The organism is Lysobacter enzymogenes (genome assembly GCF_017355525.1).
GTDB lineage: Bacteria > Pseudomonadota > Gammaproteobacteria > Xanthomonadales > Xanthomonadaceae > Lysobacter > Lysobacter enzymogenes_C.
Genome location: NZ_CP067395.1, coordinates 4,036,568 through 4,057,793 on the forward strand (window position 1 = coordinate 4,036,568; position 21,226 = coordinate 4,057,793).

General features: G+C 71.8%; 18 protein-coding genes. 12 read left to right on the plus strand and 6 right to left on the minus strand.

The genetic code is table 11. The features are described 5' to 3' along the window. The first annotated feature begins 61 nt into the window (after positions 1 to 61). Entirely contained in the window at positions 62 to 643 is a 582-nt protein-coding gene (locus tag JHW38_RS17020) for an ECF-type sigma factor (RefSeq protein WP_207522515.1), read from the plus strand. 10 nt (positions 644 to 653) lie between these two features. Next, positions 654 to 3,305, plus strand: coding sequence for a serine/threonine-protein kinase (locus JHW38_RS17025; RefSeq protein ID WP_207522516.1), 2,652 nt, complete (start codon positions 654 to 656; stop codon positions 3,303 to 3,305). Between the two features lie 36 nt (positions 3,306 to 3,341). Here the strand turns inward: JHW38_RS17025 and JHW38_RS17030 are convergent, their stop codons facing one another. The 3 genes from JHW38_RS17030 to JHW38_RS17040 all read right to left on the minus strand — a co-directional run bounded on the left by JHW38_RS17030 (position 3,342) and on the right by JHW38_RS17040 (position 7,078). Beyond that, the gene (locus JHW38_RS17030; RefSeq protein ID WP_207522517.1) at positions 3,342 to 4,271 is read right to left on the minus strand and encodes a hypothetical protein; all 930 of its coding nucleotides are present in this window, start codon (positions 4,269 to 4,271) and stop codon (positions 3,342 to 3,344) included. Positions 4,272 to 4,466: 195 nt separating this feature from the next. Further along, positions 4,467 to 5,363, minus strand: a complete 897-nt coding sequence (locus JHW38_RS17035; protein ID WP_207522518.1) for a hypothetical protein — start codon at positions 5,361 to 5,363, stop codon at positions 4,467 to 4,469. An 80-nt stretch (positions 5,364 to 5,443) separates the two neighbouring features. Then, positions 5,444 to 7,078 carry an adenosine deaminase gene (locus JHW38_RS17040; RefSeq protein WP_242690970.1) on the minus strand — a complete coding sequence of 545 codons (1,635 nt, stop codon included), beginning with the start codon at positions 7,076 to 7,078 and terminating at the stop codon, positions 5,444 to 5,446. A gap of 467 nt (positions 7,079 to 7,545) precedes the next feature. Between JHW38_RS17040 and JHW38_RS17045 the strand changes: the two genes are divergently transcribed. From JHW38_RS17045 to JHW38_RS17070, 6 genes are read left to right on the plus strand one after another with little or no spacing between them, the layout of a single operon-like run. Then, a complete protein-coding gene (locus JHW38_RS17045; RefSeq protein ID WP_207522519.1) occupies positions 7,546 to 8,247 on the plus strand; it encodes a response regulator in 702 nt (233 codons plus the stop codon). A gap of 25 nt (positions 8,248 to 8,272) precedes the next feature. Next, entirely contained in the window at positions 8,273 to 9,727 is a 1,455-nt protein-coding gene (locus JHW38_RS17050) for a sensor histidine kinase (protein WP_207522520.1), read from the plus strand. Beyond that, a complete protein-coding gene (locus tag JHW38_RS17055) occupies positions 9,727 to 11,214 on the plus strand; it encodes a TolC family protein (RefSeq protein WP_242690971.1) in 1,488 nt (495 codons plus the stop codon). Before JHW38_RS17050 ends, JHW38_RS17055 begins: the two co-directional genes overlap by 1 nt. Then, positions 11,211 to 12,350 carry an ABC transporter permease gene (locus tag JHW38_RS17060; protein ID WP_207522521.1) on the plus strand — a complete coding sequence of 380 codons (1,140 nt, stop codon included), beginning with the start codon at positions 11,211 to 11,213 and terminating at the stop codon, positions 12,348 to 12,350. Before JHW38_RS17055 ends, JHW38_RS17060 begins: the two co-directional genes overlap by 4 nt. Positions 12,351 to 12,355: 5 nt before the next feature. Beyond that, the gene (locus JHW38_RS17065) at positions 12,356 to 13,129 is read left to right on the plus strand and encodes an ABC transporter ATP-binding protein (RefSeq protein ID WP_242690972.1); all 774 of its coding nucleotides are present in this window, start codon (positions 12,356 to 12,358) and stop codon (positions 13,127 to 13,129) included. Next, complete coding sequence (locus JHW38_RS17070) at positions 13,126 to 14,043, plus strand: efflux RND transporter periplasmic adaptor subunit (protein WP_207522523.1); 918 nt, start codon at positions 13,126 to 13,128, stop codon at positions 14,041 to 14,043. Before JHW38_RS17065 ends, JHW38_RS17070 begins: the two co-directional genes overlap by 4 nt. A gap of 13 nt (positions 14,044 to 14,056) precedes the next feature. Here the strand turns inward: JHW38_RS17070 and JHW38_RS17075 are convergent, their stop codons facing one another. From JHW38_RS17075 to JHW38_RS17085, 3 genes are read right to left on the minus strand one after another with little or no spacing between them, the layout of a single operon-like run. Next, the gene (locus tag JHW38_RS17075; RefSeq protein ID WP_207522524.1) at positions 14,057 to 17,086 is read right to left on the minus strand and encodes a zeta toxin family protein; all 3,030 of its coding nucleotides are present in this window, start codon (positions 17,084 to 17,086) and stop codon (positions 14,057 to 14,059) included. After that, entirely contained in the window at positions 17,086 to 17,436 is a 351-nt protein-coding gene (locus tag JHW38_RS17080) for a hypothetical protein (RefSeq protein WP_207522525.1), read from the minus strand. The genes JHW38_RS17075 and JHW38_RS17080 overlap by 1 nt, the downstream gene beginning before the upstream one ends. Positions 17,437 to 17,446: 10 nt before the next feature. Then, positions 17,447 to 17,821 carry a hypothetical protein gene (locus JHW38_RS17085; protein WP_207522526.1) on the minus strand — a complete coding sequence of 125 codons (375 nt, stop codon included), beginning with the start codon at positions 17,819 to 17,821 and terminating at the stop codon, positions 17,447 to 17,449. Positions 17,822 to 18,269: 448 nt separating this feature from the next. Between JHW38_RS17085 and JHW38_RS17090 the strand changes: the two genes are divergently transcribed. The 4 genes from JHW38_RS17090 to JHW38_RS17105 are packed head-to-tail and all read left to right on the plus strand — an operon-like array spanning position 18,270 to position 21,151. After that, positions 18,270 to 19,130: an alpha/beta hydrolase gene (locus JHW38_RS17090; protein WP_207522527.1), complete on the plus strand. Its 861-nt coding sequence runs from the start codon at positions 18,270 to 18,272 to the stop codon at positions 19,128 to 19,130. Further along, entirely contained in the window at positions 19,127 to 19,486 is a 360-nt protein-coding gene (locus JHW38_RS17095; RefSeq protein WP_207522528.1) for an EamA family transporter, read from the plus strand. The genes JHW38_RS17090 and JHW38_RS17095 overlap by 4 nt, the downstream gene beginning before the upstream one ends. Then, the gene (locus JHW38_RS17100) at positions 19,483 to 19,941 is read left to right on the plus strand and encodes a DMT family transporter (protein ID WP_207522529.1); all 459 of its coding nucleotides are present in this window, start codon (positions 19,483 to 19,485) and stop codon (positions 19,939 to 19,941) included. Before JHW38_RS17095 ends, JHW38_RS17100 begins: the two co-directional genes overlap by 4 nt. After that, positions 19,907 to 21,151: a DegT/DnrJ/EryC1/StrS family aminotransferase gene (locus tag JHW38_RS17105; RefSeq protein ID WP_428995256.1), complete on the plus strand. Its 1,245-nt coding sequence runs from the start codon at positions 19,907 to 19,909 to the stop codon at positions 21,149 to 21,151. The genes JHW38_RS17100 and JHW38_RS17105 overlap by 35 nt, the downstream gene beginning before the upstream one ends. The last annotated feature ends 75 nt before the right edge of the window (positions 21,152 to 21,226 follow it).

A 21,226-nucleotide genomic window follows, 5' to 3' on the forward strand; every position in this document is an offset into this window, starting at 1 on the left:
GCATGGCTCGGCGCCGCGGCCAAGCGCTATGCTGGCCTCCCCTCCGGGCGTCGCCCCCGCCATGACCGCCGCCGATCCGCCGTCCGACATCACCGCACTGTTGCACGGCTGGCGCGAGGGCGATGCGCAGTCCGAAGCGCAGTTGCTCGACTGCATCTATCCGGTGCTGCGGCGGCTGGCGCGGCAGCGGCTGGCGCGCAGCGGGCAGGTCACCCTGCGCGCGACCGAACTGGCCAACGACGCTTACTTCGAACTGGCCCAGCAACGCGAAGTGCCGTTCCAGAACCGCGCCCACTTCTACGCCATCGCCGCGCACGCGATCCGGCGCCTGCTGGTCGACCACTTGCGCGAGCGCTCCGCGCTCAAGCGCGGCGGCGACGCGATCCGGGTGACCCTGCAGGCCGGCGACGAGATCGCCGCGCCGTCGGCCGACCTCGCCGACGCGCTCGACCTCGACCGCTTGCTGGAACGGCTCGAACGCATCAACGCGCGCGCCGCGCGCGGCGTCGAGCTGCGCTACTTCGGCGGCCTCACCATCGAGGAGACCGCGCAGACCATCGGCGTGTCTCTGCCCACCGCCAAACGCGACTGGCAGTTCGCGCGCGCCTGGCTGCACGACCAACTGTCCGCTTCGCCGGGCTGAGCGCCGCGCCATGACCACTCCGACCGCGCTATGGGCGCAGGCCGCCGATGCGTTCGCCCGCGCGCTGGAGCTGCCGCCGGCGGCGCGCGCGGGTTTCCTCGACCAGGTGTGCGCCGCGCACGTCGACCCGGACGGTCTGCGCGCCGCGGTCGCGCGCCTGCTGGCCGCGCACGAGGCGATGGAGGCCGAATCCTCCGGCGACCGCGAGGCCCTGCCGTGGCGCGGCGGCGCCGCGCCGCTGTGGAGCGACGACGACCACGGCCTGAGCGCCGGCGAACGCGCCGGCGCGTTCGTGATCGAACGCGAACTCGGCGCCGGCGGCATGGGCCGGGTGTATCTGGCGCGGCGCGCGGTCGAGGACGGCGAACAGCGCGTCGCGCTCAAGCTCGCCGCCTCGCCGCTGTGGGCGCCGCAGGTGCAGCGCCGGCTGCGGCGCGAACGCGAACTGCTGGCGAGCCTGGAGCATCCGAACATCGCGCGCCTGATCGACGTCGGCGAACTGCCGTCGGGGCAGCCGTACTTCGCGATGGAATACGTCGACGGCGAGCCGATCGCGGCCTGGTGCGACCGCCACCGGCTGCCGCTGCGCGCGCGGATCGAACTGGCGTTGCAGGCGCTGGCGGCGGTCGACTACGCGCACCGCCGGCTGGTGCTGCATCGCGATCTCAAGTCGAGCAACGTGCTGGTCGACAGCGAAGGCCGCGCGCGCCTGCTCGACTTCGGCATCGCCAAGGCGGTCGCGCCCGGCGCGGCGGCGACGGTCGACGCGCAGGCGTTCTTCTCGCCGGCCAGCGCCGCGCCCGAGCAGGTGTCGGGCGCGGCGACCAGCGTCGCCACCGACGTCTACGCGCTCGGCGTGCTGCTGTACGAACTGCTGTGCGGGCAACTGCCGCTGGACGCCGACGAGCGCAGCGCGGCCGAACTGACCCGCGCCATCGCCCACGAAATCCCGGCGCTGGCGAGCCGTCGGCTGGCCAGACTGGAAGCGCGCGAACCCGAGCGCGCCGCGGCCGTCGCCCAGGCGCGCGGCGCGGCCTCGGCGCGGGCGCTGCGGCGGCAGCTGCAGGGCGACCTCGACGCGATCCTGGCGCGCTGCCTGCGCAAGGAACCCGAGCAGCGCTACGCCAGCGTCGAACGCCTCGGCGACGACCTGCGCGCGTGGCTGCACGCGCAGCCGGTGGCCGCGCGCGGCGGCGAGCGTTGGTACCGGCTCGGCAAGTTCGTGCGCCGTCAGCGGCTGCCGCTGGCGCTGGCGACGATCGCGGTGGCGCTGACCGCCGGATTCGTCGTCCATACCGTGTTGCAGGCGCGCGAACTGGCGCAGGCGCGCGACCGCGCCGAGGCGCGGCGGCTGCAGTCCGAACGGGTGACGGCGTTCATGGTCGATCTGTTCCGCGCGTCCGATCCGTCGCAGGCGCGCGGCCGCGATCCCAGCGCGCGCGAACTGCTGGCGCGCGCGGCCAAGGGATTGCAGGAGAACCGCGACCCGGAGACGCGCGCCGCGTTGACCGCCGCCATCGCCGAAGTCGAATTCAATCTGAGCGACTACGAAGCCGCCGAGCGCCTTTCGGCCGAAGCGCTGCGCCTGCGTCTGGCGCAGCCGGACACCGAACCGGCGGTGTTGCGCCGGACCTACGCGCTGCGCGCGCAGGCGGCGCTGCTGCGCGCCGACTACGCCGGCGCCGAGACGTTTCTGACCCAGGCCGAGCGGCGCTTGACGCCGGAAGCCGAAGACGAAGCGCTGACCCTGTTGCGCCTGCGCGCGCGCCTGTCGCAGGCGCAAGGCAAGCTCGACCTGGCCCTGGCCCAATGGCAGCGCGCCGACGACGCGCACCGGCGCCGGTACGGCCGCGACGATCCGCGCAGCGCGCAGGCGCGGCGCGGCTTGGCCAGCGCCCTGCTCGCGGCCGGCCAGGAACAGCGCGGCTCGCAATTGCTCGCCGAGTTGCCGCAGACGCGCAGCGGCGACAGCGGCAACGACCCGGCGGCCGCCAAGGCCCTGGCCTCGCAGGCGCGCCAGCGCCGCGACGCCGGCGATTACGCCGAAGCCGAGCGCGCCGCGACCGAGGCCCTGCGCATCGACCTCACCCTGTACGGCGAAGACCACGAGGAAACCGCGGCGGTGTTCAACCTGCTCGGCACCATCGCCCAGTCGCGCGACGATTACCGCGCCGCGCTGGCCTGGTTCGAACGCACCCTGGCGGTGCGCATGAAGGTGTTCGGCCCGAAGCATCCGCGCGTGGCCAGTTCCGAGTTCAACCTGGGCGTGATGCGCCACCTGTTCCTCGACGACCCGCGCGGCGCCGAGCCGCATCTGCGCCGCGCGGTGGAGATCGCCGCCGCGGCGACGCCGGACCATCTCAACCTGGCCATGTACCGGCTCGGCTGGGCGATGGACCTGCACGACCTGGGCCGCATCGCGGAAGCGCGCGCCGCGCTGGCGCCGGCGCTCAAGCGATTCGGCGAATTGCAGGGCCAGGAGCTGAACCGCGCGCTCGCCCGCAGCGAGGACCTGTGCATGGCGCCGCCGCCGTGGACGGCGGCGCAGGCGCAGGCCTTCGCCGAAGCGGCGACGGCGGTGCGCGCCGAAGTCGAACCCGACCATCCCAAGCGTCGCCGCCTGGAAGCCTGCGCCGCGCGGATGGCGCCGGCGCGCGGTTAGCCGGTCGCGGCGTCGCCGCCGCGACCGGCGGACGGCTCAGTCGGCGCGCGGCGCGATCGGCGTCGGCGCGTTCGGCTCGCGTTCGACGTCGAGCGTCTGGTCGAGGCTGCCGGTCGGCAGCGACGTCCACGACACCCGCATGCCCATGCCTTCGCTGAGCGCGGTGCCCCCCAGCGGACCGTTGCGCAGGCGCACCGGCCGCCATTGCGCGCTCGGCAGCGGGAAGCTCAGCCACTGCTGCACCGGCATGCCGATGCCCACGCGCACCTGATCGCCGTCGTGGAGCAGGCGGATGCGCGGATCCGGCTTGTTCTGGGCGTCGACCAGCACCGCCGACAGCGACGCCAGCACCGGCGGCGCCAGCGAGGTGCCGTCGCCTTGCGACCAGCCGGCGTGCGGCGACTCCAGCCAGTCCGCGCGCAGCACCGGTACGGCGCCTTCGTAGTTCTTGACGATGAGGGTCAGGCTCAGCACGCGTTCGTACTGCGGGCCCGAGGCCGGACGGAACGACCATTCCAGGAACGTCGACTCCTGGCGCTGCGGCGGCAGGCCGATCGGCGGCTGTTGCGCCGCCGGCCGCACCGCACCCGCGCCGGCCTTGCCCGCGCCGGCGCGCGACACCGAATCGCCCGGCGGCGCCAGCTGGATGTTGTTGAGTTCCAGCGGCAGCTCCGGCCACTCCTTGGTCTTTTCCAGCACCGCCAGGTTTTTGCCGGTGAACGGCAGATCGCGCAGGCTCCAGTACTCGATCCCGTACTGGGCCGCTGCGGCCGACACGATCATGTCGACCTCGCACGAACTGGCGTTGGGGTCGGTGCCCGACTTCGGCGCCGGGTTCGAGCCGGCTCTGCTGCCGGGCGGCGGATCGATCGGGCCGCCGCCGCCGCCGTCGCAGAAATCGCTGCCGGCCAGGGCCGGGCCGGCGGCCAGCAACAGGCACAGGGCCAAGGGGGAAAGCGTGCGCATGGGTCGTGCTCCTTTGAGTGATTCGCCCGGACGGGCGCGTTCCTGTTTCGTTCGTGTGGGGGGGCGCGGCGAACCGCAGACGGCCGCGCCCGCCGCGCAGGCGGGCGCCCGCGCGATGAGGTAGCGATCGATGGCGTTCCCGTCCGATCCGCGCGTGCGCCGGCAGCGGCGCGCGCCGGACCGGCCGCCGTACGCTCAGTCCGTGTGCGGCCCGGCCGGATCCGGCGGTTCCGGCTCCGGTTGCGGCTGGCCGGGACCAGACGGGTCGGGGCCGTCGCTGTCGAGCGTGCCCAGCGACACGCTCGGCCAGCCGACCCGCAGGCCCATGCCGCGGGTCAGCGGCGAGCCCTTGACCAGCCCGTTGCGCAGCCGGGTCGGATGCCACTGCGCGTTCGGCAGCGCGAAGCTGATCCACTCGCTGACCGGCAGGCCCAGGCCGACGCGCACGAACCCGCCGTCGTGCAGCAGGGTGAAGCGCCGCGGCGCCGCCTGGCCGCTGCCGTACAGCCGGACCGTGCGGCTGGACAGCGTCCGCGGCGTGGCGCCGTTGAGGTAGGACCAGTCGCGGGTCGGCGGATCGAGCCAGTCGGCGCGCAGGTAGGTGCCGCGGCTGTCGACCATGACCGTCAGCGCCAGCACCCGCTCGCCGATTTCCAGGGCGTCGGGCTGGAACGCCCATTCCAGGAAGGTCGATTCGCTGTAAGGACCGGCCGGCTCGCCGATCGGCGGATCGATAACGCCGCTCGGCGCGCGCAGCGACGCGGTGCCCGACGGCAGATGCACTTCTTCCAGGCACAGCGGCAGTTCCGGCCAGCCCGGGAAGCCCTTGAGCGCTTCCATGTTCGCGCTGGTGTAGCGCAGGTCGCGCAGGCGCCAGTAGGCGCTGCCGGCGCTCTGCGCCTGGTTGGTCACGATCATGTTGGCTTCGCACGAGCCGCCGCTGGGATCGGTCGGCGACGCCTTCGCCGAACCGCCGGCGGCGCCGTCCGGCGGTTCGGTCTTGCCGCCGCCGCTGTCGCAGAAATCGCTGCCGGCCAGGGCCGGGCCGGCGGCCAGCAGCAGGCATAAGGTCAGTGGAGAGAAGGCGCGCATCGGTCAAGCTCCTGGGGCGGCAGCGCGCCCGGGGCAGGCGCGGTCCTGATGGAATACTCGGAGAATCCGCGACGGAAGGATCATTTTTTCTGTGCGCTGTGCAATGGCAGGCGCGGTTCGCGCTCGAACCGTGCCAACTGTTGTTCCAGCCGCCACTGCAACCCCGCCTTGTCGCTGCCGCGCAGCCAGGCCGCGCAGGCCGCATCGGCGTCGCCGCGCGGGTCGGCGTCGGCGCAGGCCGCTGCGCGCGCGCCGCCGGCCGCGTCGCGCCACAGGCTGGCGCCGGGCAGGAACGCGTAATGCAGGCTGGCGCGGGCGAGCTGCTTGAGTTCGCGGTAATCCAGTCCCTGCTCCTGCGCCGCGCGCAGGTACTCGCCGCTGAGGTCGCTGCGCAGCACGCCCTGGTCGTCGCTGGACAACACCACCGGCACGCCGGCGGCGCGGTACAGCGCCAGCGGATGCGCGGCGCCGCGCACGCCGAGGATCGCGGCGTTGCTGGACAGGTTGATCTCCACCGCGACGTTGCGCTGCGCCATCTCTTGCAGCAGCGCGGCGAGGTCGTCTTCGTAGGCCAGGGCGATGCCGTGGCCGATGCGGTCGGCGCCGGCGGTTTCCACCGCCTGGCGGATGTGGCTGCGCAAGTCGCCCGGCGGCGACAGCCCGGCGACCAACTCGCCGGCGTGCAGCGACACCTTCACGTCCGGATAGCGCTGCCTGAAGAACGCGACCATGCGCATGTGCAGGGCGTAGTCGCGCGCCGCCAGCGGGTGATGCTCGACGCCGAGCAGATTGACGCCGACGCAGCGCGGATCGGCCGCGGCCAAAGCGAAGGCGAACGCGAGGCTGGCGAACACGCGCGCCGGCTCGTGCGTGCGCGTGGCCGGAATCTGATAGCGCACCTCGACGGCGCAGCCGGCTTGCGGCGCAGCGCCGGCGCAGCCGAGCACGGCGGCGGCGCGCGCTTCGTCGCGATCGAGATCGGCGCGCGCGCGCGGCACCGCGTCGGCCAGCACCGGTTGCAGGGCCGCGGCGAGCGCGGCGAAATCGCCGGCGTCGCCGTGTTGCGCGGCGGCCGCATCGACCACGCTGCGCCCGGCCGGCGGCACCTGCATCAGTTCCAGATACGCGGTGCGTTCGCCCGCGGCGATCGCGCGCACCGCGGCGAGCATGTCGCCGCCGCGCTTGCGCGAGACGATGCGGAAGCGGTCGAACGCGTCGAAGAAGCGCTGCTCGACCGGCACCATCGGATCGCCGATGCCGCGCTCGTAGCCGCGCACCGACATCGCATCGATCGCGCGCCCGTACAGCGGCAGCGGCGCGTCCGCGACCGCGACGCGCGCGGGCGGATCGCACGGCGGAGCGACCAGATGCGCGTCCTCGCGCTGCAGGCACAGGCCGTCTTCGCCGGCCCAGCGCAGATAGTCCTCGGCGTAGACCGCGCCGCTGAGGTGGCTGTGCAGGTCGCCGCCCTTGGGCATCGCCTGCACGAACGCGCGCAGCCGCGGCGGGCTGGCCAGGATGCGGTCGAAGTACGCGGCGGTGGCGGCTTCGGCTGCGGCCGCGCCGCCGGCTTCGCGCGCGGACGCGGCGCCGGCCGACGCCGCGCCGGCGAGCCATGCGACCGCCGCCAGCCAGAACGGCGCGCGCCGCGGCGGCGCCCGGTTCAGCTGCCTCGCCCGTCCCGCCCCTGCGCTGCCCGCGCCTGCGTTTTCCATGCACCGCTCCCCGCGCCGCTCGCCCCTTTGGCCGCCGATCTTAGGCCAAGCCCGGATCGGCCGTGCCGGCGTCGCTAACCGACGCTCACACCGCAACCGGGGTCACGGCGCCGCCGGGTTTGCCGCGATAGGCAGAAGACTGCGCCGGCGCGGAACCTTGGGTAACGGTCGCGGTCGAAGCCGCGCCCAAGCGCTGTCGCGGTTTTGTAACCGTACGTATCGGTCGCCTGAGCGGTGAGAGAACGTTCATGTCCCGATGCGACTTTCGGCGGATTCGCGGCGATGCAAAAACCTCTTGAATTCAGCGCTGCGGCCATGGCGAATACCACCGGTTTTCGCGCTGTCGCGAAGTTCTCCGACAAATTTTTGACAGAAAGTAACGTTAACGAAAATTCGCAATAGCGAGTGCCACACTTTCGCTATCACGCCGGACGCATCGCGCGGCCGGACCGAGCACAGGGACGCCCATGCGCATCTTGATCGCCGAAGACGACCCCGCCATCGCCTCGGGTCTGAGCGCCGCGCTCGCCGACAGCGGCCACGCGGTCGACCGCGTCGCGCGCGGCAACGACGCCGACGCGGCCTTGCACGACGGCACCTACGATCTCGTCGTGCTCGATCTCAACCTGCCGCAGCTCGACGGCCTGACCGTGCTGCAGCGCGCCCGCGCGCGCGGCGAGAGCGCGGCGATGCTGGTGGTGACCGCGCGCGAAGGCGTCAGCGAACGCGTGCGCGCGCTCGACTCCGGCGCCGACGACTATCTGGTCAAACCCTTCGTGCTGGAAGAATTCGCCGCGCGCGTGCGCGCGCTGCTGCGCCGCCGGGTCAGCCAGGGCATTCCGATGCTGTCGATCGGCAAGCTGCGCCTGGACCTGGCCGGTCGCCGCGGCTGGAACCAGGACGCGGCGCTGGAACTGACCGGCCGCGAGTTCGCCCTGCTCGACGCGCTGCTGAGCCGCCGCGGCAGCCTGGTCAGCCGCGAGCAACTGATCGAAGCGCTGTGCAACTGGGAACAGGACATCACCAACAACGGCCTGGACATCGCCATCCACCGCCTGCGCCGCAAGCTCGACGGCAGCGGCGTCAACATCCGCACCATCCGCGGCCTGGGTTACGTGGTCGAAGAAACCGGCGCCGCGATCGCGGCCGTCGGCGAACGCCGCGCCTGACCGCCCGCGCCCGGCCGACCCGCACGTGACTTCCGCCGCATCGACGCCCGGCCCGCGCGCCCGGCCCGCGCGCGCCGGCGACAGCCTGCGCCGGCGGCTGCTGCTGTTCCTGCTGGTGCCGGTGTGCATCACCGTGGTGCTGGTGTCGGTGCTGGTGTACGCGGTGGCTTCGCGCTACTCCGACAGCGTCTACGACGAAGGCCTGCTCGAAGACGCGTACGGCCTGGCCAAGGTGCTCAAGGCCACCGGCTCGGACGGGCAGCTGTCGCCGCAGGCGGCGTTCCTGCTCGAATACGCCAAGCTCGGCCACAACTACTACTCGGTGCGCAGCCTGCGCCGCGGCGAACTCAGCGCCAGCCGCGAGGCGATTCCGCCGGGTCCGGCGCCGCGCCTGGACGGCGACGCGCAGTTCTACGACACCCGCATCGACGACGTGCCTTCGCGCGCGGTCGCGCTGGCGGTGCCGGCGCCGGCCGATCCCAGCGACACACTGGTGGTGACTCTGGCCGAAACCGTGCAGGACCGGCAGCTGCGCGCGCGCCAGATCCTGCTGATGTCGATCCTGCTGCAACTGGTGTTGACCGCGGTGCTGTTGGCGCTGATGTGGAGCGGCGTCAGCCGCGGCCTGCGCGCGCTGGATCCGCTGATCGGCCGCTTGGCCCGGCACGGGCAGGAACTGGTGCCGGTCGGCGACGTGCCGGTGCCGGCCGAGATCCGTCCGCTCAGCGCCACGATCGACGCGCTGCTCGAACGCATCCGCCGCCTGTTCGTCAGCCAGGAACATTTCATCGCCGACGCCGCGCACCAGTTGCGCACGCCGCTGGCCGGCCTGGCGCTGCACGCCGAACGCGCGCGCAGCAGCGCCGACGAGGGCCAGCGCGCCGACGCGCTGGCGCAGGTGCAGGTGCTGACCATGCGCCTGGCCCGCACCGCGACCCAGTTGCTGGCGCTGAGCCGCGCGCAGGCGCCGGTGGAGGCCGACGGGCCGATGGCGCCGTTGCGCCTGGACCAGCTGTTGCCGGAAATTCTCGGCGAGCACGTCGCCCGGGCGATGCGCGCCGATGTCGATCTGGGCTACGAAGGCTCCGGCGAAGCCTTGTCGGTGCGCGCCGACGCGTATGCGCTGCACGATGCGCTCGGCAATCTGATCGACAACGCGCTCAGTTATGTGCGTCGCGGCGGCACGGTCAGCGTCGCCCTGCAGCGCTACGGCGAGTTCGCGCGGGTCAGCGTCGACGACGACGGCCCCGGCGTGTCCGACGCGGCGCTGCCGCGCCTGGGCGATCGTTTCTATCGCGCGCCCGAGGCGATCGAAGGCGGCACCGGCCTGGGGCTGGCGATCGTGCGCCGCATCGCCGACCGCCACGGCGCGCGCGTCGCCTTCGCCCGCTCGCGCCTGGGCGGGTTGCGGGTCGAACTGGATTTTCCCTTGATCGCCCCGGCGGGGCGGGTCGCGTCTTTGACCGCGGAGCTGCATTGATGTCCCTGTTCTCGCGGAGCCTGCCGTTGCCGAGCCCGTTCTTGCGCAGCCGGCTGCGTATCGCGCGCCTGCTGCCGCTGGCGCTGCTGCCCGTGGCCTTGGCCGCGTGCCTGAGCACGCCGATTCCCGACCAGACGCCGCCGTTGCCGCCGCAGTGGCGCAACGCACCGGCGGCCGATGCCGCGCCCGCAGCGGCGCCGGATCCGCGCGGCTGGTGGCATGCCTTCGGCGATCCGCGCCTGGACGCGCTGGTCGAACAGGCGCTGGCCGCCAACCTCGACACCGCCCAGGCGCGCGCGCGCCTGCGCTCGGCGCGGCTGCTGCAGCAACACGCCGGCGACGCGCTCAAGCCGGAAGTGCGCGCGCGCACCAGCAACCCGATCGATCCCGACGCCAGCGCCTCGTTCTTCGTGATGGGCCTGGACGCGGTCTGGGAAATGGGCTTCTTCGGCCGCAGCGAAGCGCTCGAACGCGGCGCCCGCGCCGAGCTCGACGGCGCCGCCGCGCAGCTGCGTCAGGCGCAGATCAGCGTGGCGGCGGAAACCGCGCGCGAATGGATCGCGCTGCGCGATGCGGCCGAGCGCGAGCGCCTGCTCGATTCGATCCGCGCCGCGCGCGCCGAGCAGTTGCGCGTGCAGCAGGTGCGCGCCGACCTGCGTCTGGCCGCGCGCGACAGCGTGCAGGCGCCGCGCGCCGCGCTGGCCCAGGCCGAAGCCGCGCTCGGCGAACCGCGCCAGCGCATCGTCGCCGCCGAACAGGCGCTGGCGGTGCTGCTCGGCCGCGCCGAACCCGATCCGGACTGGCGCCGCGGCGCGGCGCGTCCGCCGCTGGCGCGCGCGGCGATCGAACGCGCGCCGGCCGACCTGCTGCGCACGCGTCCCGACATCGCCCTGGCCCAGGCCGGGGTGCTGCGCGCGGCCGCCGATCTCGGCCTCGCGCGCGCCGATCAATACCCGCGGCTGGCGTTCGGCACCTCGATCCAATGGTCGGTCAACGTCACCGCGCACCGCCGCACCGAAACCGAAGGCATCGGCGTGTCCGGTCCGATCATCGACGTGCCGCTGTTCGACTGGGGCCTGCGCCGCGCGCGCGCCCACGCCAAAGGCGCCGAACTCGAAGCGGCCGCGCTGGCCTACCGCAAGACCGTGCTGGCGGCGGTCGCGGAAACCGAATCGGCGCTGTCGGCGCTGGAGCAGCAGCGCCAGCGCGAGGACGCCGACCGCCGCGCCTTCGACGCGCTGGCGCGTTCGGCGCAGATGCAGCAAGTGCGGCGCGGGCTCGGCCTGAGCGGCGATCTGGAACTGGCCACGAGCGCGATCGAACGCGATCAGGCCGCGCTCGAACTGGTCGCCGCGCAGGGCGACCGCGCCCAGGCCTACATCGCGCTGTACAAGGCGCTCGGCGCCGCGCCCGAGGACCGGCTCGGCCGCGCCGACGAAGGCGACGTTGCCGCCACCGCGCGCGCCGACGCCGGAGCGCGCCGATGACCTCGCTGGCGCGCCAGACCCTGCGCTACGAATGGCGCCGGTTCCTGCCGGCGGTGCTGGCGATCGGCTTCTCCAGCCTGCTGCTGTTGCTGCAGGCGGCCTTGGTGCTCGGCATCTTCGGCAGCGCCAGCGTGTACGTGTCGGGTTCCTCGGCCGACCTGTGGGTCGGCTATCCGGGCACCCAGAGCGTCGACCAGGGCCGGCCGGTGGATCCGAACCTGCAATCGCTGCTGCTGATGCAGCCGCAGGTGGCCAAGGTCGAACCGTTCTATTGGCTCGACGCCGACTGGCGCGGCCCGGCCAAGGACACCGGCGGCGTGTCGGTGTACGTCTCCGGCATCGATATCGGCGCCAACGGGCTGATGTTCTCGCGCGCGCTGTCGCCGCAGCTGCGCCAGCGGCTGGCGCTGCCCGACAGCGTGATCGTCGACCGCGCCGAACTCGACAAGCTCGGCGTCGGCATCGGCGAGAGCGCGCACCTCAACGGCCATCGCGTGCGCGTGGTCGGCGCCAGCTCGGGCCTGCGCGCGCTCGGCGGCGTCAACGTCGTCGCCTCGCTCGAAACCGCGCGGCACCTGCAAGGCAACAGCGCCAACGCGGCCTGGCCGGCGTACTTCGTCGCCAGCCTGCGCGATCCGGCGCAGGCGCCGCAGGTGATCGCGCAACTGCGCGCCGGCGCCCCGGGCTTCGGCCGCTTCGAGGCCTGGACCGCGCCGGATTTCGCCCGCCAGGCGGTGCTGTTCTGGATGTTCGACACCGGCGCCGGCGCCGGCGTGCTGTTCCTGGCCGCGGTGGTGCTGCTGGTCGGCGCGGTCATCACCAGCCAGGCGCTGGTCGCCGCGGTCAACGGTTCGGTGCGCGAATACGCGACCTTGAACGCGCTCGGCATCGGCATGCGTTCGCTGCGCTGGGTGGTGCTGGAGCAGGCGCTGTGGGTCGGAGCGATCGGCGTGGTGGTGGCGACCGGCGCCGGGCTGGCGCTGATCGCGCTGGCGCGCGCGCGCGACGTGCCGGTGCTGTTCAATCTGCAAGTGACCGCGATCTGCATGCTGGTGGTGATGGTGCTGGCTTCCCTGTCGGGCCTGTCGGCCCTGCGCGGCCTGCGCCGCGCCGATCCCGCGGTGCTGCTGCGATGAACGCCATGCCGAACCCGTCCGCCGCGCGCACCGCCGATCCCGCGGCCGGCCTTATCGCCCACGGCATCGTCAAATCCTTCGTTTCCGGCAGCGTGCGCACCACCGTGCTCGACGGCATTTCGCTGCAGGTGCATCCGGGCGAACTGACCTTGATCTCGGGCCCGTCGGGCTGCGGCAAGAGCACGCTGCTGTCGGTGCTCAGCGGCTTGCAGCGTCCCGACCAAGGCCGGGTCAGCGCGCTCGGCGAAGACCTCGGCGCGCTCGGCCTGCGCGCGCTGGAGGCGTTCCGCCTGCACCACACCGGCTTCGTGTTCCAGGGCTTCAACCTGTTCCCGGCGCTGACCGCGACCGAACAGGTGGCGTTGCCGCTGCATTACCTCGGCCTCAGCCGCGCCGACAGCCGCGCCCGCGCGCTGGCCGCGCTGGAAGAAGTCGGCATGGCCCGGCGCGCGCACCTGCGCCCGGCCGAACTGTCCGGCGGCGAGAAACAACGCGTGGCGATCGCGCGCGCGCTGGCCAAGCGGCCGGCGCTGCTGTTCGCCGACGAGCCGACCAGCTCGCTCGACGCCGCCAACGGCCAGATCGTGATCGATATCCTGCACGGCATCGCCCGCCGCCACCGCACCCTGGTGCTGTGCGTGAGCCACGATCCGCGCCTGATCGGCCACGCCGACCGTCTTGTGACCATGGAAGACGGACGCATCCTCAGCGACCGGCGCGATCCTGGCGCCGATCTTCCGCTTTCTCCCATTCCCTCCTTCTCCCCCGGGCCGCGATGATCCGTCTCCTTAACCGCCCTGCGCCGCTGTCGATCTGCCTCGCGCTGGCGTTGGCCCTGTCCGGCTGCGGCCGCGACGACGCCGCGAGCGCCGCCGCGCCGGCGGCCGCGAATCCGTCGTCGGCGTTCGCCGCGGTCGCGCGCGGCCGCATCGATGTCGAAGGCGGCCTGCTCAAGCTCGGCATGGCGGCCGACGGCGTGCTGGCACGGGTGCCGGTGCGCGAAGGCGAACGCGTCGCCGCCGGCCAGGAGTTGGCCGCGCTCGACGCCAACGCCGCGCAGGCCGACGACCGCATCGCCGAAGCCAAGCTGGCGCAGGCGCGCGCGCAAGTGAACCTGTTGCAGCAACGCCTCGCGCAAGCGCGCGTGCGCGCGCAGCGCCTCGGCGCGGCCGCCGCGGCCGGCGCCGGCGACGGCCAGAGCGCCGACGACGCCCGCGACGCGCTGGCGCAGTTGCAGAACGAAGCCGACAGCGCCCGCGCCGCCGCCGACATCGCCGCCGCGCAGCGCGATCAGGCCGCCTGGACCTTGCAGCGCCAGACCCTGCATGCGCCGGTCGCGGGCCAGCTCGCGCGCGTCGCCGCGCGCGTGGGCATGAGCGTGGCGCCGCACGGCGCGCCGCTGTTCGTGCTGCTGCCCGACGGCGAGCGCATCGTCCGCGCCGAACTCAACGCCGCCTTCCTCGACCGCGTGCATCCGGGCATGCGCGCGCAGATCCTCGACGACGGCGACACCCAGCGCGTGCTCGGCGCCGCCAAGGTGCTGCGTCTGGCGCCCGCGTTCGGCGCCTCGACCCTGGAAGACGATCCGGACGTGCGCGCGAACGAGCGCACCGTCGAGTGCGTGCTGGCGCTGGACAAGGGCGACGGGCTGCGCATCGGGCAGCGCGTGTTGGTGCGGTTCCTGGGCAAATAGCCCGGGGCGGAGCCTACAGCCGCGGGCCGCGCTCGGCCGCTTCGGGTTGCGCGCGCTGCTGCGCGTCGAGCGTGCGCTGGATGTCGCGCTCGCGTTCCAGCGTCTGCGCATCGCGCAGGCTCTGCTGCATCGGCGGCGCCTGCTCGCCGAGCGGGACCTGGGCGTGCAGGCCCGGCACGGCGCTGCCGACCCACAGCTTGCCGCCGGCGACGCCGACCGGGCCGATCTGGTCCGCGTCGCCGATGCCGCCGCGCTTGGCCGCGACCATCGCCCAGGCCACGGTCTCGTCGGACACGCCTTGCGGCGCGCCGGAGCGGATCTTGGCGAACATCGCCTGGTCTTGCGGCGACAAGTGCGCGTCGCCTTCGCGGCCGGAGCGGTTGCGCTCGGCGTCTTCGCGTTGCGACGAGCGTTGTCGTTCCTGTTCCTGTTCCTGCGGCGACGGTTGCGGACGTGCGGCGCGTTCGCGTTCGTCGTGTTGCATCCGCGCGTTGGCGTCGGGCTCGGCGGGTGTCCGTTCGGGCGGCGCGGCTTTCGGCGGCGCGCGCGCCGGTTCGACGATTTCGACCGCCGCGGCGGTCGCGGTGTCCGGCGCTGCGGCCGCTGTCGTCGCCGCTGCGGCGATGATCGGCGCGGCCGCCGCGACCTGCTGCACCTGATCGTGCGACAGCCCTTGCCGGTTGGCTTCGCGCACGCTTTGTTCCTGCGCGTCGCGCTGCTGCGGCGACAACGCGTCGATGCGCAGTTCCGGCGACTGCGGCAGCGGTGCGGACGCCGCGCGCAGATCCATGCGCGCCAGTTCGACTTCCTGGCCGCTGGTGACCGCGGCGACCCGCACCACGCCTTGCGCGTCGCGTTGCAGATGGGCGATGGAACTGTGGATGTCGGCGTGGCCGTGCGCGTCGGGTTGCACGTACAGCGCGCTGGTCGCCGGATCGATGCCTTGCGCCTCGCGCGTGCGCTGCACCGCTTCCAGGGCGGCATCGATCCGTTCCGGCGCGGGCGCGACGCCCGCGGCGGCATACGCGGACTGCAACGCGGCGCGGTCGATCGATTCGCGGGTCGGCGGCGCCGGCGCCGGAATCCCGGCCATCTGTTCGGCGTGCTGCGCCAGCGCCGGTTGCAGCAGCGCGCGCGTGCCTTCGAGTTCGCGCCCCGCGTTGGCGGAGGCTGCTTCGCCGTCACGTTCGCGTTGCCACGCGCCGTTCTCCGCACGCCGATACAACTCGCCGTCCGAAGCGGTCAATCGCGTAGGCTCGGCGAGCGCGGTCGCGACCGCAGCGGGCTTCTCGCCGAACTGCTGCCAACCGTTGGCGCGATAGCTGGCGTCGTAGCGCGCGGCGATGGCGGCGGGGCTGTGGGCGAGGTTGTCGCGCAGCGTCTGGGTCGCGGCCGCGTCCAGTTCCGTCGCGCGTTCCGGCGCGGCGACATCGGTGCGGGTCAGCGGATGGCCGCGATCGGTGCGCGCGACCACCGTGTCGCGCCGCCATTCGCCGCTGTCGCCGTCGCGGCGCCAGTCGGCGGGCGCGAGGCTCGGCGCATCGCCGGCACCCGCGGGCTGCACGTGCGGATCGCGCGGCGGCGGCAGATTGCCCATCGCCAGCGCGGTGGCGGTGTTGCTGGCGTAGTAATCCAGCTCCCGCGCCTTCTCCGGCGTGGCCGAAAACGCCTGCCGCGTCGGCGCGTCGACGCCGTCGTCGCGCAGGTCGCCGGTGTCCTGGCGCAGCCACTGGCGGCCGTCGGATCGCCACGCGACGCCCTCGCGGTCGGTCTGCCGGTAGACCTGCCGCTCGTCCCACCACTGCGCCGCGCGTTCGCCGACCTGACTGCCGGCGATCGCGCCGACCGCGACGAATGCCGCCGCGCCCGGCCCGGTTTCCCAGCCCACAGCCAATCCGGCCGCCGCGCCGCCGAGCCAACCGCCGCTGCCGCGTGCGCCGTAATGCAGGAGTTGCGATTGCGCGGCCAAGGGGTTGTCCTGCGCCAACAACGAACTGACCTTCTCGCCGGTTTCGTGCGCGTCGTAGGCGCTGGCTGCGACGCCGAGGGCCGAGGCGCCGGCGAGGACGGCAGCGCGCGGCATCTTCGGCAGATGAGGTTCGGCTGGCGTCGCGAACGGTTGTGGTGCGTTGGGGCGCACCAAGGCGTCGATGGTGGCGATGCCTTGCTGGCGGGCCAGGACGTTCTCGGCGATTTTCAGGTCGCTGTGTTCGGCGAGCAGGTTCGTGCGGGTGGGTGGGTCGAGGTTTGGGTTACGTGCGGAGTTTTGGGGCAGGTCGTTATGCCATTGAACCTGCGCGTCCCAGCCTGCGCGCAAGCGTTCAGTGTGGGCGGGATTCTTGAGCCGCTCCAGGCGGGTCTCTTCCAAGGCCTGTCCCGGTGTGCGCGCATCGATGCGGCTGTCGTAATGTTGCACGCCCTCGCGGTCGAATATGCGGATGGGCACACCGGTACGATCGTGGATCGTGTCCAGGCTGACAGGAAGTTTTCCGTAGATGGCGTCGCGTGCGCCTTCAGGCACGTAGCGGCCGTAGCCTTCGTTATCGATCTTTTTAGAGAAGCGTTCGTCGACGCCGAATTCGCTTTCCAGTTTGGGGGAGGCGATTGCGCGGACCTCCACCTCATAGCCTTTCGACTTGAGATCCTGGATCAGATCCGATGCCCATTGTCCGTTGCTGAGCGTGGTGTCGAAAACCAAGTTCTTCTTGCCGGCAATAGTGGCTTCCAGCAGTTCATCGGCCCACTGGCTGGCATCGGCGTGGGTCCGGCCCGACCACGTATAGGGATTTTCCAGCCGAAACTCCGGGGCTCCAGGGTGGTAAGAACGTAATTCGTCCGGATCGACGAGAACCACATCTCCCTGAAGTTCGAGGCTGGCCGCATTGACGAGCCCACCCTTGCCAGCCCCCGGCTGTCCCGCGAGCAGAATCGCCTTCGGGTTGTCTTGCGACGAAACATCGCTGATCAGACTTTTAGGAAGAACTTTATCGAGCAGGATTTGCTTATGCGTCTGCTCGCTCAGTCGGTCGTTGTTCTCGTCCATCACAGAACATCTCTGTATTTCTCGACGTAATCGCGAATTCCTTTATCGCCGATCCAAGCCATCTTGCGAATGGCGCCGGACATTACATCCTGCTTGTGATCGGCTGCCGCGATCTTTACAGCGTCTCCATCGGCCTCGGCTTCCTTGAGTTCCTTGATCGCCTCGAAATAAAAGGTGTCCAAACGTCCCTCCAACATCCATATGATGCGGTCGAGCGGTTCCGATGCCGAAGGTGTATCTACGAAGTCGGCAAGCAGATCCTGTAAGCGTTGGATGTGCCCGGGATACTCCTTGAGCATGTCGCGGAGTCTTTGCGGTATGGGCGGCGGCGGTGGGTTCGAATGATTCATCGAAATTGATTCATTCAGTAAGGTATAGGGGCGGTTTGGTACGGCCGAAGAATCTGTGCGGGCTGTCTTGGCTTCCTCGCAAGCGCGATTCGGAATCTTCGACTGTTCTCTGGATGTAGATCAACGAATCCTCCATTCCACCCATTCCAGCTCCGGCATGCGACATTCGTAGCGCTCTCTTGTGTGCCGCCTCTAAAGCCGTTTGATCGCCAGCCCGTTTCGCCGCCTCGATTTCTTCGCGAGCTTCCGAGATGAACGTTTCTAGACAGCCTTCCAGCAACCAGACCGCACGATCATAGGGATCCAACCCTGCGGAGGAGGTTTCGGCGAACCAATCGAGAGTCGCCTGCAAGCGATCGATGCACTCCGGGCAGTCAATGAGCATTGCAAGGAGCTTCTTTGGAACGGCGGCGGCGGTAGTTCCCCTGGCTCACTGGCACTCCATTCGATCGATCTGCTCTCCGGCCGATAACGGCCTTCGAATAGTCTCACCCTCATGGCGCGACTGAAACAGGCCTGTCCGTTTGCCAGGGGACGCAGAAAGCAAATCGCGTTCCAGAGCACTTTCGATACGGATGCGTCGCAGCACCAACCCGCATTCGGCACGTCCATTCCCAACTCAAACCCGCCGAAAACGCCACCGAATCGAGCAGTCTGTCCCATATAACGCACTGCAACTTCCCAGTGACGTGTCTACTCACACAATAGCCACCATTCAGCCACCCAACCCCCCACGAAAGGTTGCTGAAACCCCCACTAGTCAGACTCCCCCTTTCCAGCCCCCACCCGCCGCACGCTCCGGCGCGGCCCTGGCGCCAGCGATACGAGTCTCGATGATCACCAACGCGGAATTCCACTACGAAGGCGGGCGCGACGGCGTGCTGCTGATCCACGGCCTGACCGGCACGCCGCACGAGATGCGGCTGCTCGGCAAAGGGCTGCAGCGGGCGGGATACACGGTCTACGGGATGCAGTTGGCCGGGCATTGCGGCGACGAGGCCGATCTGCTCGCGACCGGCTGGCGCGATTGGTACGCCAGCGTCGAGCGCGCCGCCGACGAACTGCGCGGCAAAGTCGATCGTTTGTACGTCGCCGGCCTGTCGATGGGCGCGCTGCTGTCGCTGATGCTGGCGGTGGAGCGGCCGGGCTGGGTGTCGGGCGTCGGCGTGCTCGGCGCGACCTTCCGCTACGACGGCTGGAACATGCCGAAGATCGGCCGGCTGTCGTTCCTGTTGCCGTGGTTCAAGCGTCTGGGCATCGGCCGCGGCCGCAGTTTTCAGGAAGAACCGCCGTACGGGCTGCGCGACGAACGCATCCGCGCCCAGGTCAGCGGCGCGATGCTCGGCGGCGACAGCGCGGCGGCGGGGTTGCCGGGCAATCCCTGGCATTCGCTGGCCGATCTGTACAGCCTGTCGGCGCATCTGCGCCGGCGCCTGGGCGAGGTGCGCGCGCCGTGTCTGGTCGCGCATGCGACCGAAGACGATGTCGCCCACGTGCGCAACGCGCAGTTGGTCGCCGACCGCGTATCGGGGCCGGTCGAGTTGCTGTGGCTGCGCGACAGCTATCACATGATTACGATCGACCGCGACCGGCGCGTGTTGATCGACGGCCTGGCCGGTTTCTTCCAGCGCGTCGGCGACGGCCGCGCGGTCGGTGCGGATGCGATGTCCGCCGCGGCGGTGCGCGCGGCATGAGCGCGCTGGTGTGGGCGCTGTGGACGGCGACGGTGCTGCTCGACACCGGCGGCCAGCTCGCGTTCAAGGCGGCCGCGGGCGATCCCGACGCCGGCGACGGACTGGCGCGCTGGAAGCACATGCTGTCGCGGCCGTGGCTGTGGATCGGCGGCGCCTGCTACGTGCTCGAATTCCTGGCCTGGATCGCGTTCCTGTCGCTGGTGCCGCTCGGCCGCGGCGTGCTGCTGGGCTCGATCAACATCGTCGCGATCATGCTCGCCGGGCGCTGGCTGTTCGGCGAGAAGCTCACGCCGTGGCGGTTGGCCGGCATGGGCCTGATCGGGCTCGGCGTGGCGATGGTCGGAGCGGGCGCATGAAGCGGTTCTATCTGATCGGTTTCGCCTTGCTGATGGGGTTCGACACCCTGGCCCAGCTGAGTTTCAAGCACGCCGGCAGCGGCGCGTTTCCGCCCGAGGCCTCGCTGGACTGGCTGCTGCGCCTGCTCGCGCAGCCGTGGCTGTACGGCGCGCTGCTCGGCTACATCGGCGCGTTCTTCACCTGGATGAGCCTGCTCAAGCACGCGCCGATCGGGCCGGCGTTCGCCGCGTCGCACCTGGAAGTGGTCAGCGTGCTGGCGTTGTCGGCGTGGCTGTTCGGCGAACGCTTCAGCTCGTTGCAGGTGGCCGGTGCGGTCGCGATCGTCGCCGGCATCGTGTGCCTGGCGATGGGCGAGCCGGACGACGCCGAATCCGGCAGCGAGCAGGCGGCGCAACTGGCCGCCGGGCGCGAACCTCGCGATGCGGGCGAAGCCGATGGCGGCGCCGCGCACTGAACTGCCGCCGACGGCGGGGTTGCCGCTGCGCTGGAGCGATTTCGCCCCGGGCGCGGCAGCGCCGCTGGCGCCGCAACTGGCGCGCCTGCTCGAACTCGACGACGGTGCGGCCACGCTGACCTGTTCGGGCACCGCCGCGCTGGTGCTCGCGCTGAGCGCGCTGGGGCGCGACAGCGCGCGCCGCGATGTGATCGTGCCGGCCTATACCTGCCCGCTCGTCGCCATCGCGGTCGCACACTGCGGGTTGAACCTGCGCTTGTGCGACACCCGGCCCGGGCATTTCGAAATGGATCCCGACGCGCTGGCGGCGCTGTGCGGCCCGGACACGCTGGCGATCGTGCCGGCGCATCTGGGCGGGCGTCTGGCCGATCTGGGCGCGCCGGTGCGGCTGGCCCGCGCGGTCGGCGCCCGGGTGATCGAAGACGCGGCGCAGGCGCTCGGCGCGCGCCACGCCGACGGCACGCCGGCCGGCGCGGCCGGCGACCTGGGCATCCTCAGTCTCGCCGCCGGCAAGGGACTGAGCATTTTCGAAGGTGGCGCGCTGATCGCGCACGATCCGGCGTTGCGCGCGCGCATCGCCGAACTCGCGCCGCAGGTGCTGCCGCGGTCGTTGCGCTGGGAAGCGCGACGTTGCATCGAACTGATCGGCTACGCGCTGCTCTACGGGCCGCGCGGGCTGCGTTGGGTGTACGGCGCGCCTCTGCGGCGCGCGCTGCGGCGCGGCGACGAGGTGGCGGCAGCGCAGGACGAGTTCTCCTTGCGCATTCCGTTGCACCGGGTCGGCGGCTGGCGCCGCGCCATCGGCGCGCGCGCCGCGCCGCGCCTGCCGGCGTTCCTCGATGCCGCGCGCCAGCGCGCGCTGGCGCGCAGCGCGCAGTTGCGCGGGATCGAAGGCGTGCAGGTGCTCGGCGACCGCCGCGGCGAACGCGGCACCTGGCCGACCCTGACCCTGCTGTTCGCCGATCCGGCCGCGCGCGACGCCGCGCTGGCGCGGCTGTGGGGCGCGGGCCTGGGCGTGTCCTGGCCGTTCGTGCGCGCGCTGCCGGATTACGCTTACCTGCGCGGCACCGTTGCGTCCGCGCCGATGCCGAACGCCGCCGATTTCGCCGCGCGCGTGCTCGCCGTCGGCAACAGCGAATGGCTCGACGATGCGGCGTTCGCGCGGATCGCGCAGGTGCTGCAGGAAAGCTGCCGACAGCCGCGAGGCTGACGAGGCGGGTGCACCCCCTGTAGGAGCGGCGCGAGCCGCGACCGCGTCATTGCGGCTGCGTCGGAAGCTCCGTCG

Bases quoted from the DNA above. Each gene is read 5' to 3' on its own strand.
- JHW38_RS17045 (WP_207522519.1), top strand. From the start codon at position 7,546: ATGCGCATCTTGATCGCCGAAGACGACCCCGCCATCGCCTCGGGTCTG.
- JHW38_RS17025 (WP_207522516.1), top strand. From the start codon at position 654: ATGACCACTCCGACCGCGCTATGGGCGCAGGCCGCCGATGCGTTCGCC.
- JHW38_RS17080 (WP_207522525.1), bottom strand. From the start codon at position 17,436: ATGAATCATTCGAACCCACCGCCGCCGCCCATACCGCAAAGACTCCGC.
- JHW38_RS17030 (WP_207522517.1), bottom strand. From the start codon at position 4,271: ATGCGCACGCTTTCCCCCTTGGCCCTGTGCCTGTTGCTGGCCGCCGGC.
- JHW38_RS17105 (WP_428995256.1), top strand. From the start codon at position 19,907: ATGCGGGCGAAGCCGATGGCGGCGCCGCGCACTGAACTGCCGCCGACG.
- JHW38_RS17065 (WP_242690972.1), top strand. From the start codon at position 12,356: ATGCCGAACCCGTCCGCCGCGCGCACCGCCGATCCCGCGGCCGGCCTT.
- JHW38_RS17100 (WP_207522529.1), top strand. From the start codon at position 19,483: ATGAAGCGGTTCTATCTGATCGGTTTCGCCTTGCTGATGGGGTTCGAC.
- JHW38_RS17070 (WP_207522523.1), top strand. From the start codon at position 13,126: ATGATCCGTCTCCTTAACCGCCCTGCGCCGCTGTCGATCTGCCTCGCG.
- JHW38_RS17060 (WP_207522521.1), top strand. From the start codon at position 11,211: ATGACCTCGCTGGCGCGCCAGACCCTGCGCTACGAATGGCGCCGGTTC.
- JHW38_RS17055 (WP_242690971.1), top strand. From the start codon at position 9,727: ATGTCCCTGTTCTCGCGGAGCCTGCCGTTGCCGAGCCCGTTCTTGCGC.
- JHW38_RS17020 (WP_207522515.1), top strand. From the start codon at position 62: ATGACCGCCGCCGATCCGCCGTCCGACATCACCGCACTGTTGCACGGC.
- JHW38_RS17095 (WP_207522528.1), top strand. From the start codon at position 19,127: ATGAGCGCGCTGGTGTGGGCGCTGTGGACGGCGACGGTGCTGCTCGAC.
- JHW38_RS17040 (WP_242690970.1), bottom strand. From the start codon at position 7,078: ATGGAAAACGCAGGCGCGGGCAGCGCAGGGGCGGGACGGGCGAGGCAG.
- JHW38_RS17085 (WP_207522526.1), bottom strand. From the start codon at position 17,821: ATGCTCATTGACTGCCCGGAGTGCATCGATCGCTTGCAGGCGACTCTC.
- JHW38_RS17075 (WP_207522524.1), bottom strand. From the start codon at position 17,086: ATGGACGAGAACAACGACCGACTGAGCGAGCAGACGCATAAGCAAATC.
- JHW38_RS17090 (WP_207522527.1), top strand. From the start codon at position 18,270: ATGATCACCAACGCGGAATTCCACTACGAAGGCGGGCGCGACGGCGTG.
- JHW38_RS17035 (WP_207522518.1), bottom strand. From the start codon at position 5,363: ATGCGCGCCTTCTCTCCACTGACCTTATGCCTGCTGCTGGCCGCCGGC.